Below are 16,186 nucleotides of genomic sequence, written 5' to 3'. Positions count from 1 at the left end.
CGGCCGTCTCCTCGGGAAGTTCCGGGCTCCCGAACGGCCTGGCTTCTGTGTCGCCAGGATTCGGACGCTAGCACGGAACGGCGAGCCGCAGAAAGGGAATTGGCACAATCGACCGTCAATCGACCTTCACTGAGCACGCTCGCCGAGCACGCCCGCCGGGCCGGCCGCCGGTACCCACCAGGTGGTCACCCCGTGCCGAAGGGAACCGTCAGCCACGGGCTGTCCGGCGTCGTCGTCAGCGCCCGGTGGGCGTCGAGCACGGTCGTGTACCAGGGGCCGAACTCCTCCTCGTCGAAGTGCAGACACCGCCCCAGCACATAGCCGGCGGAGAACTCCTCCCACGAGCCGTACGCCGCCCGTGCCGCCCCCGACGCGCGCTCAAGCGCCGCGTACATCTCCGCCTCGGTGGCGTACCGGGCACCCCGGCCCCAGCGCGCCATCTTGGAGCCGCGGCCGATGTCCCACGCGGCGACCGACCGGACGACACCGTCGGGCGGCAGGAGACCGTCGGCGCGGAAGCGGGACTCGTAGCGCAGCAACTTGCCCACCAGGGAGCGCAGATGGGCCACGAAATCGTCGAACTCGGGGTCATCGGTGGACGTTCCGGTGCGGGCCGCCTGGTCGCGCAGCGTGGCCTCCACGCAGTCGCGCCACTGCTCGGGGTCGACGCGGGCGCCCTGCGCGTCGATCAGCGCCGCACGCGCGCCGAGGACGAAGTCCCAGTACCACGGGCTGACTTCGCGCTCCAGCAGCCGCTGCTCTATCCCGAGCCAGTCCTCGCGGTCATGGACGTCCCACGACTCCGAGACGCGCTCCCGCTCACCCTGGTAGCCCATGCCGTGCCAGTACGTGGTGTTCCACGCGTCGCCGTTGGTGAAGCACAGGTGCGCGCCGCAGGCCAGACCGTGCAGCAGCGGTCCGGTCGGCAGGACGCCGGAGCGCCGGGTCACCACACGGTCCATCAACTCGTCGGAGGAGAACAGCTCGTGGTGCAGGTCCAGCCAGGCGTCACGCTCCTCGTCGTCGACGGGGAAGTGCTGCTCGCAGGGTGTGGCCGGATTGACCGCGAGGATGTCCACACCGGCGGGGAGTATCTGAGCCAGCTCGCCCAAGGTCGCGTACTCGTAGACGAGATACGGGTGGGGCCGGGGCAGCACGCCCGCCGTGAAGACCGTCGCCACCGTCCGGCCGTCGGGGACGTCGGTGGTGAGCATCGCCTGCTTGCCCTCGTCGGCCGCCGACGGCTCTTCGAGCCTGGCCGGGTAGTAGGCGCCCTCGATGGCGACGGCACGCAGATACGCCAACGTGTCGCCGGTACTGGCCAGCCTGTACAGATACTGCTCCAGATCGGCGGGTGCCTGCCAGCGGGTGCCGTCCTGCGGGGTGGGGACGATCGGGAAGAACTCGTCGTGGACCTCGTCCTCGGTCGCCGTGTGCATGGGGTCCCCTCCGCGCCGTACCGGTACCGGCCTGGCTCAGGCCGCAAGATCGTCTCCCTACGGTACCGGGACCGGCGAACGCCTCTGCCGACGGCCCTCGTACCGTCAACCGCCTCCAGGCGAAGGCGATATGGCGGCCGTCAGCCGACGGGCTTCTCCCAGACCGAGACGTGCCGGACGCTCTCGCCGGTGAATGGCTCCCGCTGCCGGCCCTCCCGCCGGTCGCACAGCCGCATCCCGGCGAGCTGCGCCATCAGGTCGAGTTCCGCCCGCCAGACGTACCGGAACGGCACCGACCAGTAGGAGCCGCGCCCGTCGACCACCTCGACGTAGTTGGAGCTCATCTCCTGCGTCGCGACGTCGTAGACGTCGAACGACCAGCGGGTGGGGCTCACATGGAACGGCACCAGGTTCTGGCCGGCCGGGAGCTTGCGCAGCTCCGGCACCATGGTCTCGATGACGAAGCGGCCGCCGATCGCGTCGCCGCCCGGCTTGGCACCCATGCGGGCCACCATCGCCCGTGACAGATCGATGGCGTGGACCGGGACTCCGCGCTCCGCGAGGGGGAGCGCGACCCGGCCCGTACGGATGCCGAGTTCGAGGACCCGGCCCCCGCCGGCGAGACCCGCCAGCAGATCGGCCCATCGGGGCCAGGGTGTCCGGATGGAACTCCCGTGCCTCCGGATTGTCGTACGTGGCCGCCAGGCGCTCGCCGAAGTACCCGTCCTCATCGTCCATGGGCCGGACCGCGGGGCAGCGAAGGCCGGGGCGCCCGCGATTTACCGCGCGTATCGCGTCACCCGCGTCACCCGAGTCATCCGCGTACCCGGCTGCCAGCGCGTGTTCTTCTCCATCGCCGGGATGTGGCTGCTGGGCGCCGTGGTGCCGGCCGCCTTCCGTCCCCGTATGAGGCAGGCACGGATCAATCCCGGACAGTCGGCGCGACCGGCGAAGGCGGTGACCTGAGCCTGAACTCTTCTGCTCCTTACGTCAGTCGCTGCCGAGCCCCGGCAGTGCCCGCAGGAAACGCAGTTGCTCCAGATCCTGGAAGTAGCCGCCGCCCTCGTGCCGGTTCCACGGCCAGACCCGGATGTCCTTCGGCCCCGACCAGTGGTTGTACGCCGCGAATACCGTGGACGGTGGGCAGATGTCGTCCGTCAGCGCCGCCGAGAACAGCGCCGGGGCGCCCGCGCGGGCCGCGAAGTTGACCCCGTCGAAGTAGGACAGTGTCCTGAACACCCGCTCCGCAGACTCCCGGTGGGTGCGCAGATACGTCCAGATCTCCCGGTACGCGTTGCCCTCCACGACCTGGAGCGCGCGCCGGTAGTGGCACAGCGAGGGCTGGTTGACCAGTGCGGCGCTCACGTTGTCGCTCAGCGCCGACGCGGCCAGCGCGATGCCGCCGCCCTGGCTGCCGCCGGCGATGACGATCCGTGCCGGATCGACCGCCGGATGGGCGCGGGCGGCGTCCACGGCCCGGACCGCGTCGGTGAAGACCCGGCGGTAGTAGTAGTCCGCCGGGTCCTCGATGCCCCGGGTGACCATGCCCGGCGACGACGCGCCCCCGCTGCCGTGCGGGTCGCCCGTCGCGCCCGGCTGGAGCGAACCGCCCTGGCCCCGGGTGTCCATCAGCAGATGCGCGTATCCGGCGGAGGGCCAGGTCAGCCACTCGTACGGGAAGCCGCGCCCGCCGCCGTACCCGAGGAAACCCACCACGCACGGCAGCGGTCCGGTGGCGGAGGCCGGGACCAGCAGCCAGCCGGCGACCGGGTCGCCGCCGAAGCCCGGGAAGCTCACGTCGAAGACGTTCACCTCGGTCAGGCAGGCGTCGTACGGCGTGAAGACGGGCGGCCGGTCGTGGCTCCGCGCCTGGTCGAGGGTGTCGGCCCAGAAGGCGTCGAAGTCCGACGGCTCCTCCCGGTCGGGGAGGTAGCCGCGCAGCTCCTCCAGGGGCAGGTCCATCAGCGGCATGGCGGCGTTTCCCTGTTCGCAGGTGGGTGGTTCAGGCGCGGTCGGCGCCGTGCACGGTGAGCGTGTCCGGTGCCTCCACGTGGACCCGGCCCGCCGCGTCGAGCCGTACGGCCACCGGCGCGCCGGCCACCCGCAGACCGGTCAGGTCCAGCGGGCCGATGCCCTCGGCGGCGCGGGGCGAGAAGCGCAGCGTGCCGGCCGGCACATCGGCCTGAAGGCCGAGCGCGGCCTGGAGCAGGGCGACGGCGGACGCCGCCGACCAGGCCTGCGGGCGGCACGAGGCCGGATACGGGGCGGGCGCGCTGTCGGTGGCCGAGCCGTGACCGGCGAACAGTTCGGGCAGCCGCCCCTCGAACGCCGCCGACGAGGCGACCAGACCGCCGGCCAGCGACGCGGCCTCCGCCGGGAAACCGGCCCGGACCAGGCCGTGCACGGCGATGGCGGTGTCGTGCGGCCAGATCGATCCGATGTGGTACCCGAAAGGGTTGAAGCCGGTCGAATTCGTACTCAACGTACGCAGTCCGAACCCGGAGTTCAGCTCGGGTCCCGCCAGCCGGGCGGCGAGCAGCGCGCTCTCCTCCTCGTCGAGCAGACCGGTGCCCAGCAGATGCCCGAAGCCCGAAGTGACCGAGTCCACCGGGCGCTTGGCGGCGTCGAGCGCCACGGCCGGGTAGCGGCCCGTCTCGTCCTCGACCCAGAAGCTCTCCCGGAAGCGGCGCTTGAGCCGGTCCGCCCACTGCTCCCAGCGCTCCGCGCCCGGCCGCCCGAAGGCGCGCAGCAGCGCCGCGCCGCCCATCGCGGCCTCATAGCCGTACGCCTGGACCTCGCACAGGGCGATGGGGGCCTCGGCGAGCCGGCCGTCGCGCCAGCGGATGGCGTCGCCGGAGTCCTTCCAGCCCTGGTTGGCGAGCCCATGGCCCGAGACGTCGATGTATTCGAGCAGGCCGTCACCGTCCGCGTCGCCGTACGTGGCCAGCCACTCCAGCGCGGCCTCGGCGTGCGGCAGCAGATCCCGTACCTGCTCGGGGTCCAGGCCCCAGCGCCAGGCGTCGTGCAGCAGGATCACCCACAGCGGGGTGGCGTCCACCGTGCCGTAGTAGACCGGCGGCAGCGACGGACCCTCGTTGAGCTTCAGCCCCTCGCGGCGCACCTCGTGCAGGATCTTGCCGGGCTGCTCGTCGCTGCGGGCGTCGGTCGTGGTGCCCTGGCGGCGCGCGAGCGTACGCAGCGTGCCCGCCGCCAGTTCGGTGCCCAGCGGCAGCAGCATCCGCGCCGCCCACAGCGAGTCACGGCCGAACAGGGTGAGGAACCACGGGGATCCGGCGGCCAGGAACTGGTCCTCCGGGTGCTCCGGATCGGCCAGCAGCAGCCGCTCCAGATCGCCGACCGACCGGGCGAAGAACTGGTCCATGCGGTGGTCGGCGCTGCGCAGTGCGGTGGGTGACCACGGCACCGCGTCGCGCGCCACGGCCGGGAAACGCAGGGGCTCGTCGTCGGTGACGGTGCACTCCAGAGCCGTACGCCACGACTCGCGCGCCGCCAGCGCCACCTCGAACCGCAACTCGCCCGCGCCCGCGTCGATGTGGGGGGAGCCCGACGAGGCGCGCAGCCGGACGGCGACCCCGTCCCGGCGCCAGGCCAGCGCGTCGCCGTCGATCGCGTCGCCGTCGATTTCGGCGGGCAACGCGGGCGACGGACGGCCGGACTTGACGTCGATCATGCTCGCGAGATCGCTGCCCGCGGCGACGACGACCACCACCCGTATCTCCTTGACGCCCGCGTTGGCGATCTCCAACTTCTCGCGCAGCACGCCCGGTTCGACCGAACGCACGCGGTGCAGCGTGACTGCCGGGTCGGCGGTGTGCTCGCCGACGCCGCGCAGCACGGCGCGGAAGCCCGTCCGGTCGGCGGCGGCGAGGGTGTTGCTGACGGGGAGGACGGGCACGCCCTCGACCCGGACCGAGAGTCTGGAGAGCAGCCGGCGGTCACCATGGAAGAACCCGTCGGCCCCGCCGGCGATGTCACCGGCCGGCCGGGACAGCACCAGGCTGGGCGCGTAGAGCGTGGTGCAGACGTCGTGCAGAAAGGGCTGAAGACCCTCGGTGACGACGTCCGCGGGCGGCTGGTGACCGGTGGGGTTTCCCTGGACGACCGTGTTCACTGTGTGGCGCCTCTCGTGATTTGGATCGATCAAAATTCACCTTAACCCTTGCCAAGCTGCCATGGGGAAGAGTTTTATCGATCCATTGCAGCTGCGGCGCCGCATTTCGAGCGGCTGCCGTCCGAGGAACGGAGGCCGTTGGTGGCACGTACGACGTCGGCAGGCGGGCGCAGGTCGGGGCCGGTCACCCTGGCTCTTGTGGCCCAACGGGCCGGGGTTTCCACACAGACGGTCTCCAACGCGCTCAACTCACCCGAACTCCTCGCGCCCGCCACCCTGAAGCGGGTCCGCGAAGCGCTCGACGAGCTGGACTACCGGCCCCACCAGGCCGCCCGCTCACTGCGCACCCGCTCCAGCCGACTGATCGGTTACGGCGTCCAGCCCACGCCCCCCGGCCTGTCGACGCCCGTGTCCGACCACTTCCTGCACGCGCTCTCGGACTCGGCGGACCAGGCGGGCTACCGGATACTGCTCTTCGCCGCACCGCTGGGCGCCGACGACGAGGCCGAACGCTACGACGAACTGCTGCGGGAGCACTCGGTCGACGGGTTCGTCCTCAGCAACACCTACCGCGGCGACAAGAGGCCGGGCTGGCTGCACAAGAAGGCGGTCCCGTTCGTCGCGTTCGGCCGGTGGTCGGCGAAGGACACCGGCGACTGGGTGGACGTCGACGGAGCGCACGGCGCCGCCGCCGCCGTCGACCACCTGGTGGCGGCCGGGCACCGGAAGATCGCGTTCCTGGGCTGGCCGCGTGGCTCGGGCGTCGGTGACGACCGGGCCGGCGGCTGGCGCGAGGCGATGCGCCGGCACCAACTGCCGGTCCGTGACCTGCGGGTGTCGTCGGTGGACGACGTCGACGCCGCCCGCGGTGCGGTCGCCCGAGTCGTGGGCCGCGCCACCGCCGTGGTCGCGGCCAGCGACACCCTCGCGCTCGGCTGCTACCGCGCACTGCGGGACGCCGGGCTGAGCCCGGGGCGTGACGTGGCGGTCGTCGGCTTCGACGACTCGCCCGCCGCCGGTCTCCTCTCGCCCGGTCTCAGCAGCGTCCGCCAGCCGCTGGACGAGGTCGGGCGGGCCTGCACCCGGATCCTCATGGCCCGTATCAAGGACCCGGACTCCGCACCCGAGCGCGTGCTGCTGACGCCCGAACTGATCGTCAGGGAGAGCTCGTCGGCCGAACCCCGGCCCTGAGCCCTCCCGGCCCTGAGCCCAGGCCCTGAGCCCTCCCGGCCCTGAGCCTCACCCTCAACCCGGCCATCCCCGGCCTCCCGGCCACCGCCCCCGACAGCAAGCCCCCGACAGCGACAGCTGGAGAGAGAAGCAGATGAAGAAGAACAGAGCCGCGACTGCCGCCGCCGTGTGCGGCGCGCTCCTGATAACCGGATGCTCGTCCGACTTCGGCAGCGACAGCAGCGCCGAACAGGAAACCTCCGGCAAGCAGAAGCTCACCGTGATGATCGGCTCGTCCGGCGACGCCGAGACCAGCGCCGTCAAGGCCGCGGCCGCCGCCTGGGCGAAGAAGACCGGCAACACCGTGACCGTCACCCCGGCCCAGAACCTGGACCAGCAGCTCGGCCAGGCACTGGCGGGCGGCAAGCCGCCGGACGTCTTCTACGTCGGCTCGTCGGTCTTCGCCAACTACGCCAAGGGCAACTCCCTTTACGCGTACGGCGACAAGCTCACGGACAAGGAAGACTTCTCCGCCACGCTGCGCAGCTCCTTCAGCTACGAGGGCAAGTCCTACTGCGCCCCCAAGGACAGCTCCACCCTCTCCCTCGCGATCAACACCAAGATGTGGAAGGCCGCCGGGCTCACCGACGCGGACCACCCCAAGACCTGGGACGACCTGGCGAAGGTCGCCAAGAAGCTGACCACCGACAAGGTCAGCGGCCTCGTCGTCAACAGCTCGTACAACCAGCTCGGTCCCTTCCTCAAGCAGGCCGGCGGCTGGATCACCAACGCCGACCAGACCGAGATCACGGCCGACAGCCCCGAGAACGTCGAGGCGCTGACGTACGTCAAGAAGCTCCTCAACGACAAGGTGCTCACCTACCCCAAGCAGGTCGACGCGGGCTGGGGTGGTGAAGCGCTCGGCAGCCAGAAGGCGGCCATGACCATCGAGGGCAACTGGCTCTCCGGCGCGATGACCAACGACTTCCCGGACGTCGACTACCAGGTCGTCCCGCTGCCCGAGGGCCCCAAGGGCCAGGGCACGCTCTCCTTCAGCACCTGCTGGGGCATCGCCAACAAGAGCAGCCACCACGACGCGGCCGTCTCGCTCGTCGAGGCGTTCACCACCGCCGAGCAGCAGGTGAAGTTCGCCGACGAGTACGGCGTGATGCCCTCGCGCACCAGCGCGCTGGCGACGTACGCGAAGCAGCACCCGCAGGACAAGGCGTTCGTGGACGGCTCCGCCTACGCCCAGGGACCGGTCACACTTCCCGGCTTCACCAAGGTGCTTGAGCAGTTCGACACGGACCTGGCCGGTCTGGCCACCGCCGACCCGGAGAAGATCCTCGGCGACCTCCAGACCAATGGCGAGCAGATCCTCAAGAACAACGGCTGACGGACCGGTCCCACCCCGCACGACACCCGCCGGGGCGCACGGCCCCGGCGGGTGCGGGAGAGAGAGAAAGACAATGAGTCAGTACGGCAGCGGCAGCGGCTCTGTCGCGGCGCCGCCCGCCGCGGCCGAAGGCGGTGGACGGCGCCCGCGCCCGCGCCGCGGGTCGGCGTCCGGCATCAAAGGCCGGCAAGGACTGTGGGGTTGGCTCTTCGTCAGCCCGATGGTGCTGGTCCTCGGACTGTTCCTGCTGCTGCCCATCGGGATGGCCCTGTGGGTCAGCCTGCTGAACTGGAACGGGCAGTCCAACCCCTTCACCGGCGCCGCCGACTTCATCGGGGTCGACAACTACTCCAACATCCTGACCACCGACGGCCTCGACCGCACGCTGTTCATGACCTCGGTCCGCAACAACCTCTACTTCGTCCTGCTGGTCGTACCGCTCCAGACGATCCTCGCCCTCGCGCTCGCCGTCGCGGTCAACAGCCGCCGGATCAAGGGCAAGAGCCTCTTCCGGACGATCTTCTACTTCCCCTCGGTGACCAGCTCCATCGCCATCTCCACCGTCTTCCTCTTCCTGTTCCAGGGCAGCGGCGCCGTCAACGCGCTGCTGAAGTGGGTCGGCATCACCGGACCCAAGTGGTTCACCGACGCCAACGGCCTCGTATGGACCGTGCTCGGCGGCCTCGGCATCGTCGACCCCGACAGACCGACGGCCGCGCTCGCGTCCAACGGCTTCCTCGGACTGTCCTGGTGGGACTGGCTGTCCGGCCCCTCCATCGCGATGTGCACCATCATCGCGCTCATCGTGTGGACCTCGTCCGGCACCTACATGCTGATCTTCCTCGCCGCGTTGCAGGACGTGCCCGCCGAGCTGGAGGAAGCCGCCCTGCTGGACGGTGCCGGCCGCTGGCAGTCGTTCCGCAACGTCACCATCCCCGCGCTGCGGCCGGTGATCTTCCTGGTCCTCACACTCGGTCTGATCGGCAGCTGGCAGATCTTCGACGCCGTGTACGTGATGAGCCAGGGCGCCCCGGGCAACACCACCCTCACCCCCGCCTTCCTCTCCTACACCGCGGGCTTCCAGGACTCCGAATACGGCCGCGCCGCGGCCATCGCCTTCATCCTGCTGGCGATCATCATGGTGATGACCCTGATCCAGCGCGTGCTGCTGCGCGACCGCGACAAGCCGGCCAGGACGGGCAGGCGGTTCGGGGCCATTCGCCGGAGGGCTTCATGAGTACGGTACCGACGACCCCGCAGACGCGGAAGACCCCACCGGCGAGCCAGGCGAGCCCGGCGGACCCGGCGAGCCGGGCGGACACGGCGGCCTGGCGGCCCCGGACCACCGCGAGCAGTCCCGCCGGGCGGCGCGTGCCGCCCAGCACCGGCCGCCGGATCTTCCTCGCCTTCGTCTATCTGCTGCTGACGGCGGTCGGGCTGGCGTATCTGCTGCCGTTCGTCATCCAGATCGTGACGTCCTTCAAGACCGATCCGGACGCGGCGGCCAATCCGCTCGGCCTGCTGCCGAACCCGTTCTCGCTGGAGTCCTACCGGCGGCTGTTCGGGCTCGGGAACACGGGCGACGCCGTGCCGTTCGGCACCTGGCTGAGCAATTCGGTCCTCGTCACCCTGTTCATCACCGCCGGGCGGGTCTTCTTCGACTCGCTGGCCGGCTACGCGCTGGCCCGCCTCGACTTCCGCGGGCGCAACCTGCTCTTCAACGGTCTGCTGACGGTGATGGCGGTGCCCGGCGTGGTGCTGCTGATCCCGAAGTTCCTGGTCCTCAACCAGTTGGGCATCTTCGACACGTACGCGGGCATGGTCGTCCCCCTGCTGGTGGACGCGGCCGGGGTGTTCATCATGCGGCAGTTCTTCCTCTCCGTCCCGAAGGAGGTGGAGGAGGCAGCCAGGATCGACGGCGCCAGTGTCTTCCGCACCTTCTGGTCGGTCGTGCTGCCGATGGCCAGGCCCGCCCTGATCACCCTGACGATCCTGTCGTTCCAGGGGTCCTGGAACGAGTTCACCCACTTCCTGGTCGCCACACAGTCGCCGCAGTACCAGACACTGACGACCGGGCTCGCGTCCTTCGTCTCCGGCAGCCTGAGCAGCGGGACGCAGTATCCGCTCAAGCTGACGGCGGCCCTGCTGGCGACGATCCCGGTCGCGGTGCTCTTCTTCGCCTTCCAGCGCCACTTCGTACGCAGCGCGAACTCGGGTGCGGTCAAGGAATAGGTCAAACCTTCGCGGACCGGCTGCGATCGGGTCGGACGGATGGTCAGAATGTGGCATGGTCAACCGCCGTCTCAGCTACCTGCTCGACCGGGAGCCGGACACCGGCAGCGTCCGTCTTCAGCCGCTCCGGTCGCCCGAGCCCCCGCCGTCAGGGGGCGAACGGGCCGCCGAGGATGACGACCTGCTCGATCCGCTCGCGCAGGTGCGGCAGGTCATCGCCCTCACCCACCACTGGACGCCGCACGGAGCGTTGAGTTGCAGTCGGCTCCCGGACGGCGGCAGCCTCCTCTGCGACAGCCGTACGGATGGTGAACGACCCGACGAGCAAAGGCAGTTCATCGAAGCCGTGCACCTGCCCGCGGGTGCCGCCGGGTTCGACCCGGTGTGGCCGATCGACACCTGGCGCTCCCGCTCCTGGGACACCCCCGGCCCGGCCGACGGGCACGGGAACGTGCTGCCCGCGCCCGAAGGGCACTTCGACCCTCCGCTGCTCGTCCGGTTCGCACAGGAGCGTGCGGCGCGCGTCGCGCCGTTCCTCGCCGACGTACGACGCCTGTGGGCCGACCCTGCGGGACGGCAGATCGTCATCGCCGAGGAGGACCCGGAGACGGTCGTCCGCTGGATCGCCCTCGCCTGCGCGTCGCTGCCCGAACACCACGCCAGGGAGCTGACGTTCGTCACGCGCGCCGACGAACCCCACGAGGCGCCGCAGCAGATCGTCGGCATCGGCCCGGAGTCGGCCTTCGACCGGCACGACCCGCTGCTCGTCGAGCATCTGTACCGCGTCCACGACGGCCTCGGGGGACCGGGCAGCCCTTACGTCCCCGATCCCTGGGCCGAGTTGACGGCCGCGCTCTGGCGGTCGGGCACCCCGCCGGTCCCGCCGGCGTCCGGTGCGGCGGACGACGACGACCCGTTCGCCCTCGCGGCGCTCGTACCCCAACTCCTGCGGCTGGGAACGGCGTCGGGGGACGGGCTCACCGCACTGCGCGGAGACTCCCTGCGCGCCGTCGTCGCCACCCTCGCGTCGGCCGCCCAGGACCAGGCCCAAGGCTCCCCGGCCATGGAGGAGTTGACCCGCGTCTGCCAGGAACTCGGCAAGCACTGCGCCGATGGCGTCACCGACCCGCTGGCGCTGGCCCTCGCCCGCCGGCGGCTCGCCGCCGCCCTCGACCAGGACACGGGACCGCGGCACGACCCACTCGCCGGCCTGCCCCTCGGGGAGGCGGCACGACGGTCGCTGCGGTCCGAGTTCGGACCCCGATTCGATCAGGGCCTGGAGCGCGGGCTGCGCGGCCCGGTCGCCGCCTGGGCGGGACCACTGCGTCACGCGCTTGAGCTCCACGGCCACCAGGGCGCCGGCGTCGAGGACGCGGTGAACAAGCTCGTCCGCGCACTGCTCCAGCCCCGTGGTCCCGAGCGCGCCGACGCCGTCACCGTCCTGAAGAGCGTCGGCCACCACGGACTGAACCGGCGGGTCCTCGCGAAGATCGCCGCCGACACCACGGGCCGCCGGTCCCACCTCCTGCGCGAGTTGCTGACGTCGCCCCAGGGCGAATGGGTACGGTCCCACCGCGACATCGCCCCGCCCTCCGTACGCCTGGTCGAACAGGCGGTGTGGTGGGGCGGGTCGCCGCACCACCTGCGCGGTGTCGAACTGTTCGCGAAACTCGCCGAACCGGCCCCCGGCGCGGCCGTGTCCGCCGCGACGGACCCCTCGACACTGGACGCCCTGTGGGGGCTCGTCTGGGGAGCCGGCCAGCCCGAGCGGCCGGACTTCCCGCGTATCGTCCGGATCTGCGGCGCGGAGGCGGTCCTCGGCGCCAACCTCGGCACCCGGTTCCTGGCATGGCTCACCTCGCCCGGACGGTTCGACCGCGAACTGGTCGACTTCGCCCGTGCCGTCCACCGCAGGGCGGAGCTGACCGTACGGGAGCGCGCCACCGCCCAACTGCTCGTCGTCGCCGACGACTTCGCACGCACCAGCAGCTCACCCAGGGACGTCGTGGACAGCGTCGGCGAGCTGCGCCGGGCCGGCTCGCCGGTGGACCCGGCACTGTGGGACGGCGTCCAGTACCTGCTCGCCCGCGGCTTCGCCGGCCTCCCGCCGAACGAACTCTACGAGTCGGGTGCGCTGTCGTTCCTCGCCACCGCCGAACCGGCGTTGCAGCGGCACTACCGCGCCGCCGTGCTGGCCGATTTCGCCGACGAGGCCAAGGTGAGCCGCATGGCCGCGCGGCCCGAGATCGTCGCCGATCTCTTCTACGTCTGGCGCAAGGAGCTGACCAGAACCTCCCGCGAATGGCACGTCGTGGTCGAGGACTTGCTGCGGCAGACACTGGGCGTCGTGCTGCGCCGGATGAACGACGAACAGCGCGGCGTGGTCGCCACCCGACTGGTGGGGCGGTCGGACGACTGGCTCCGCAGGTGGCTGCGGTGGGCGAACGAGATCAGAGGCGGCGGCGCGTACCCCTCACCACCACCACCGCCCGCCCGCCGGCCCGGCCATGTCCCGGGTCAGCCACCGCCACCGCCGCAGCCGGGTGAGTTGCCCACGTACCCACCCGAATACCCGCCCGGATACTCGCCGTCGCACCCGCCGCGCTGACTGGAAGGCGCTCGATATCCCTGCTCAGCCCACCTACGGAGGAGCCCTCAACTAGGCTTTCGACCGCGGCTTTCAACGGCACCGGACCGCACCGCGGCACCGCACCACATCACACAGTTGGAACCAGGCGTGCGCGAACGGGACGCCTCGGGGGAGAGGACCAGCGTGACCATGATTCTCGACGTGCCCGGCGGCAGTATGGCCAGCCGCCCGGCACACTTCATCTGGATGCTCGACTGCTCGGGCTCCATGGGAGTGAACGGCAAGATCGGCGAATTGAACTTCGCCATCCGTGAGGCCATTCCGGAGATGCAGCAGGCCGCCGAGTCCAACCCGGCCGCCACCCTGCTCGTCCGCGCCATCTCCTTCGCGAGCGGCGCGAGCTGGCACATCCAGGAGCCCACCCCGGTGGACCGGTTCACCTGGGAGGACGTGCACACCTACGGCGGTACGGACATGGGCGCGGCCTTCCGAATGGCCGCCGCCGCGCTCCACACCCCGCCCATGCCGCAGCGCGCCCTGCCGCCCGTCCTGGCCCTGGTCTCGGACGGCCAGCCGACCGACGACTGGCGCTCCGGCCTGCGCGCGATCGACGACACACCGTGGGGCAAACGCGCCGTGCGGGTCGCCGTGGCGATCGGCGACGACGCGGACAAGAGCATGCTCAAGGAGTTCCTCGGCAACCCCGAACTCGAACCGCTGCTGGCCAAGAACCCCCGCCAACTGGCCGCCGCCATCCGCTGGATGTCCACCGCGGTGGTGAAGGAGGCCTCGGCGCCGAAGATCGAGGACGCCACCACACCCGCGAACGTCTCGCCCGTGGTGCCGCTGACCAAGGACGAGACCGACATCTGGTGAACGCCACCGGGACATCGACCGCTGCGTGGGAACTCCTCGACTCGGGCGTCAAAGGGGTCGCCAAGAAGTACAGCCAGGACCGGGGCACGGCGCTCACCACGGCCGACGGCCGCGCCGCCGTGCTGGCCGTCGCCGACGGGCACGGCTCGCGCGCCCACTTCCGCAGCGACCTCGGCGCGCGCTGGGCCGTGGAGGCGTTCACGACCTGCGCCCGGGTCTACGCGCACGAGGCGCTGCGACGCGGGGACGACGCGGCGAACTGGCCCCGGCTGCTCGCCGAGGCCCGCACGCTCCCGCAGCAGGTCGTGCACGCCTGGCGCCGCCGTGTCCTGCTGCACGAGGCCAACTCGCCGGCGCACGGCGGACATGCCACGCCGGCCGGCACGGCCCCGACCACCACGGGAACCGCCACCGCGCCCCCTGCGGGAGCCACCGCCGGCCCCACCGCCGGACCCGCCTCCGGGGCCGACCTCGCCGTCTACGGCAGCACGCTGATCGGCGCCGTCCTCACCGAACGGCTGCTGATCTGCTGGCAGTTGGGAGACGGCGACATCGTCCTCGTCGACCCGGACGGCACGACCCACATGCCGTTCTACACCGGCCCCGACATGGGCGACGAGACGGAATCGCTCTGCGAGCCCGAAGCCTGGCGCAAGGCGCGACTGCACTGGCAGCCCCTCACCGGCGGCCCGCCCCCCGGCGTGCTGCTCTCCACCGACGGACTCTCCAAGAGCTTCGCCGACCACGAGGGATTCCTGGCCTTCGCCAGCGGGGTCCGGTCGCGCGCCGCCTCCCACGGCGTCGCCGCCGTCCAGGCCCAACTACCCGACTGGCTCGGCCACGCGGCCAAGTACTCCGGGGACGACGCGACGCTGGCGGGCGCCTTCCCGGCCACCGGCCCCGGCACCGCGCGACCCCACCCCCACACCGACACGCACTGAAGCAGAGAGGTACAGCATGGCGAACGGCATGCTCGCAGCCGGACAGATCCTGGTCACCGAATCCGGGGACCAGATCACGGTCGCCGAGCTCTTCGGCTCGGGCGGCCAGGGCGAGGTCTACCGGGTGCGGACGCCGCACGGCGACCGGGCCGTGAAGTGGTACTACCCCCAACTGGCCGACGCCCGGCAGCGGCAGATCCTCGAAGGGCTCATCCACCACGGCTGGGGCGACGACCGGTTCCTGTGGCCGCAGATGGTCGTGATGGACCCCGCGGCCTCGTACCCGGGGTTCGGCTACCTGATGGACGTACGGCCCCAGCGCTTCCACGACCTGCCGGCGCTGTTCCGCCGTGACCCGTCCGTGGCGGCGACCACACTGCGTACGCTCGTCGCCGCCGCGCTGCACACCGTCGAGGCGTACTTCACCCTGCACTCCAAGGGCATCGCCTACCGCGACATCAACTGGGGCAACATCTTCTTCGACCCGGCCACCGGCGACGTGCTGGTGTGCGACAACGACAACGCAGTGGTGGACGGCGAATCCGCCGCCGTCGCCGGGACGATGGACTTCATGGCCCCCGAGCTGGTCCGCGGCGACAAGGGCGCGCTGCCCGGCATCCAGAGCGATCTGCACTCGCTCGCCGTACTGCTGTTCCTGCTCCTGATGAACCATCACCCCCTCGACGGCGCACTGGGATTGAAGATCCGCTGCATGGACGAGGCGGCCAAGCGCAAGATGTACGGCACCCACCCCGTGTTCATCTACGACCCCGCCGACACCAGCAACAGGCCCGTGCCCGGCGAGCACCCGACCGTCATCGCCACTTGGGGCGCGCTGCCGAAGATCCTGCGCGACCTGTTCGTCAAGACCTTCACTCACGGGCTCAACACACCGACGACGCGCGTCCGCGAGTCGCAGTGGCGGGACGCGCTGAGCCGGGTACTCGACGCGATCACGGTGTGCGCCTCCTGCGGCCGGCAGAACATGACCCAGCCCGACGGCCCCGCGCCCGACTGCTGGAAGTGCGGCAACGCCGTACTGCTGCCCCCGAAGCTCGAAGTCGTCACGGGCCGGGGCGCCCTGCGCACCCGGCGCGGCATCCGGCTCGACCCGAAGGCGCGGGTGTACGCGCACCACCTGGTCGACGACCCGGAGCGGCACGACTTCACCGCCGTGGTGGGGGAGATGACCGAACACCCGCAGCAGCGCGGCCGGTTCGGCCTCACCAACCGTACGACGTCCGGCTGGACCGTGCGCCGCGACGACGGCACGGTCCAGGAGGTCGGCCCCGGCCGCACGGTGGCACTGCGCCCCGGCCTGCTGCTGGAGTTCGGCGGCGGGACGGAGGCGGAGGTCCACGCCTAGGCTGTGTTTGAGAAGTCCCGCCTGCCGCGCGACGCCCGGCACGC

At 71.3% G+C, this 16,186-nt stretch carries 12 protein-coding genes and 1 pseudogene; 9 read left to right on the top strand and 4 right to left on the bottom strand.

Annotated elements, in window-relative coordinates:
• Positions 1–185: 185 nt before the first annotated feature.
• Together OG700_RS03935 and OG700_RS03930 are read right to left on the bottom strand one after the other, a co-directional pair.
• Positions 186–1,439 (bottom strand): DUF1266 domain-containing protein, encoded by a 1,254-nt coding sequence (locus OG700_RS03935; RefSeq protein ID WP_405608914.1) that lies wholly within the window; start codon positions 1,437–1,439, stop codon positions 186–188.
• A gap of 140 nt (positions 1,440–1,579) precedes the next feature.
• Positions 1,580–2,177 (bottom strand): annotated as a pseudogene (locus OG700_RS03930) (SAM-dependent methyltransferase).
• On the opposite strand from OG700_RS03930, the gene OG700_RS03925 reads away from it, so the two are divergent.
• A complete protein-coding gene (locus OG700_RS03925; RefSeq protein WP_405622258.1) occupies positions 2,103–2,405 on the top strand; it encodes a hypothetical protein in 303 nt (100 codons plus the stop codon). The pseudogene OG700_RS03930 and the gene OG700_RS03925 overlap by 75 nt on opposite strands.
• Before the next feature lie 24 nt (positions 2,406–2,429).
• Here OG700_RS03925 and OG700_RS03920 read toward each other — a convergent pair whose 3' ends face one another.
• Together OG700_RS03920 and OG700_RS03915 are read right to left on the bottom strand one after the other, a co-directional pair.
• Positions 2,430–3,410, bottom strand: a complete 981-nt coding sequence (locus tag OG700_RS03920; RefSeq protein WP_405608911.1) for an acetylxylan esterase — start codon at positions 3,408–3,410, stop codon at positions 2,430–2,432.
• A 31-nt stretch (positions 3,411–3,441) separates the two neighbouring features.
• On the bottom strand, positions 3,442–5,571 hold the full coding sequence (locus OG700_RS03915; RefSeq protein ID WP_405608908.1) for a glycogen debranching N-terminal domain-containing protein: 2,130 nt from the start codon (positions 5,569–5,571) through the stop codon (positions 3,442–3,444).
• Positions 5,572–5,712: 141 nt separating this feature from the next.
• On the opposite strand from OG700_RS03915, the gene OG700_RS03910 reads away from it, so the two are divergent.
• The 8 genes from OG700_RS03910 to OG700_RS03875 all read left to right on the top strand — a co-directional run bounded on the left by OG700_RS03910 (position 5,713) and on the right by OG700_RS03875 (position 16,142).
• Positions 5,713–6,762, top strand: a complete 1,050-nt coding sequence (locus OG700_RS03910) for a LacI family DNA-binding transcriptional regulator (protein ID WP_405608905.1) — start codon at positions 5,713–5,715, stop codon at positions 6,760–6,762.
• A gap of 133 nt (positions 6,763–6,895) precedes the next feature.
• On the top strand, positions 6,896–8,137 hold the full coding sequence (locus OG700_RS03905) for an extracellular solute-binding protein (protein ID WP_405608902.1): 1,242 nt from the start codon (positions 6,896–6,898) through the stop codon (positions 8,135–8,137).
• Positions 8,138–8,210: 73 nt separating this feature from the next.
• Positions 8,211–9,374 carry a carbohydrate ABC transporter permease gene (locus OG700_RS03900; RefSeq protein WP_405608899.1) on the top strand — a complete coding sequence of 388 codons (1,164 nt, stop codon included), beginning with the start codon at positions 8,211–8,213 and terminating at the stop codon, positions 9,372–9,374.
• Complete coding sequence (locus tag OG700_RS03895) at positions 9,371–10,369, top strand: carbohydrate ABC transporter permease (RefSeq protein ID WP_405608896.1); 999 nt, start codon at positions 9,371–9,373, stop codon at positions 10,367–10,369. The genes OG700_RS03900 and OG700_RS03895 overlap by 4 nt, the downstream gene beginning before the upstream one ends.
• Positions 10,370–10,424: 55 nt before the next feature.
• Positions 10,425–12,977: a GTPase-associated protein 1-related protein gene (locus tag OG700_RS03890; RefSeq protein WP_405608893.1), complete on the top strand. Its 2,553-nt coding sequence runs from the start codon at positions 10,425–10,427 to the stop codon at positions 12,975–12,977.
• Between the two features lie 198 nt (positions 12,978–13,175).
• Positions 13,176–13,835 carry a vWA domain-containing protein gene (locus tag OG700_RS03885; RefSeq protein ID WP_405621413.1) on the top strand — a complete coding sequence of 220 codons (660 nt, stop codon included), beginning with the start codon at positions 13,176–13,178 and terminating at the stop codon, positions 13,833–13,835.
• Positions 13,832–14,776, top strand: a complete 945-nt coding sequence (locus tag OG700_RS03880; RefSeq protein ID WP_405608890.1) for a protein phosphatase 2C domain-containing protein — start codon at positions 13,832–13,834, stop codon at positions 14,774–14,776. Before OG700_RS03885 ends, OG700_RS03880 begins: the two co-directional genes overlap by 4 nt.
• A gap of 16 nt (positions 14,777–14,792) precedes the next feature.
• Positions 14,793–16,142 carry a protein kinase domain-containing protein gene (locus OG700_RS03875; protein ID WP_405608887.1) on the top strand — a complete coding sequence of 450 codons (1,350 nt, stop codon included), beginning with the start codon at positions 14,793–14,795 and terminating at the stop codon, positions 16,140–16,142.
• Positions 16,143–16,186 lie beyond the last annotated feature (44 nt).

It is taken from the genome of Streptomyces sp. NBC_01508, assembly GCF_045040315.1.
Lineage (GTDB): Bacteria > Actinomycetota > Actinomycetes > Streptomycetales > Streptomycetaceae > Streptomyces.
This window is presented reverse-complemented; position numbering and strand designations above follow the sequence as displayed.

Excerpts from the sequence above, each read along its gene's own strand:
- OG700_RS03935 (WP_405608914.1), bottom strand. The coding sequence starts at position 1,439 with ATGCACACGGCGACCGAGGACGAGGTCCACGACGAGTTCTTCCCGATC.
- OG700_RS03925 (WP_405622258.1), top strand. The coding sequence starts at position 2,103 with ATGGAACTCCCGTGCCTCCGGATTGTCGTACGTGGCCGCCAGGCGCTC.
- OG700_RS03920 (WP_405608911.1), bottom strand. The coding sequence starts at position 3,410 with ATGCCGCTGATGGACCTGCCCCTGGAGGAGCTGCGCGGCTACCTCCCC.
- OG700_RS03905 (WP_405608902.1), top strand. The coding sequence starts at position 6,896 with ATGAAGAAGAACAGAGCCGCGACTGCCGCCGCCGTGTGCGGCGCGCTC.
- OG700_RS03900 (WP_405608899.1), top strand. The coding sequence starts at position 8,211 with ATGAGTCAGTACGGCAGCGGCAGCGGCTCTGTCGCGGCGCCGCCCGCC.
- OG700_RS03895 (WP_405608896.1), top strand. The coding sequence starts at position 9,371 with ATGAGTACGGTACCGACGACCCCGCAGACGCGGAAGACCCCACCGGCG.
- OG700_RS03890 (WP_405608893.1), top strand. The coding sequence starts at position 10,425 with ATGGTCAACCGCCGTCTCAGCTACCTGCTCGACCGGGAGCCGGACACC.
- OG700_RS03885 (WP_405621413.1), top strand. The coding sequence starts at position 13,176 with ATGGCCAGCCGCCCGGCACACTTCATCTGGATGCTCGACTGCTCGGGC.
- OG700_RS03875 (WP_405608887.1), top strand. The coding sequence starts at position 14,793 with ATGGCGAACGGCATGCTCGCAGCCGGACAGATCCTGGTCACCGAATCC.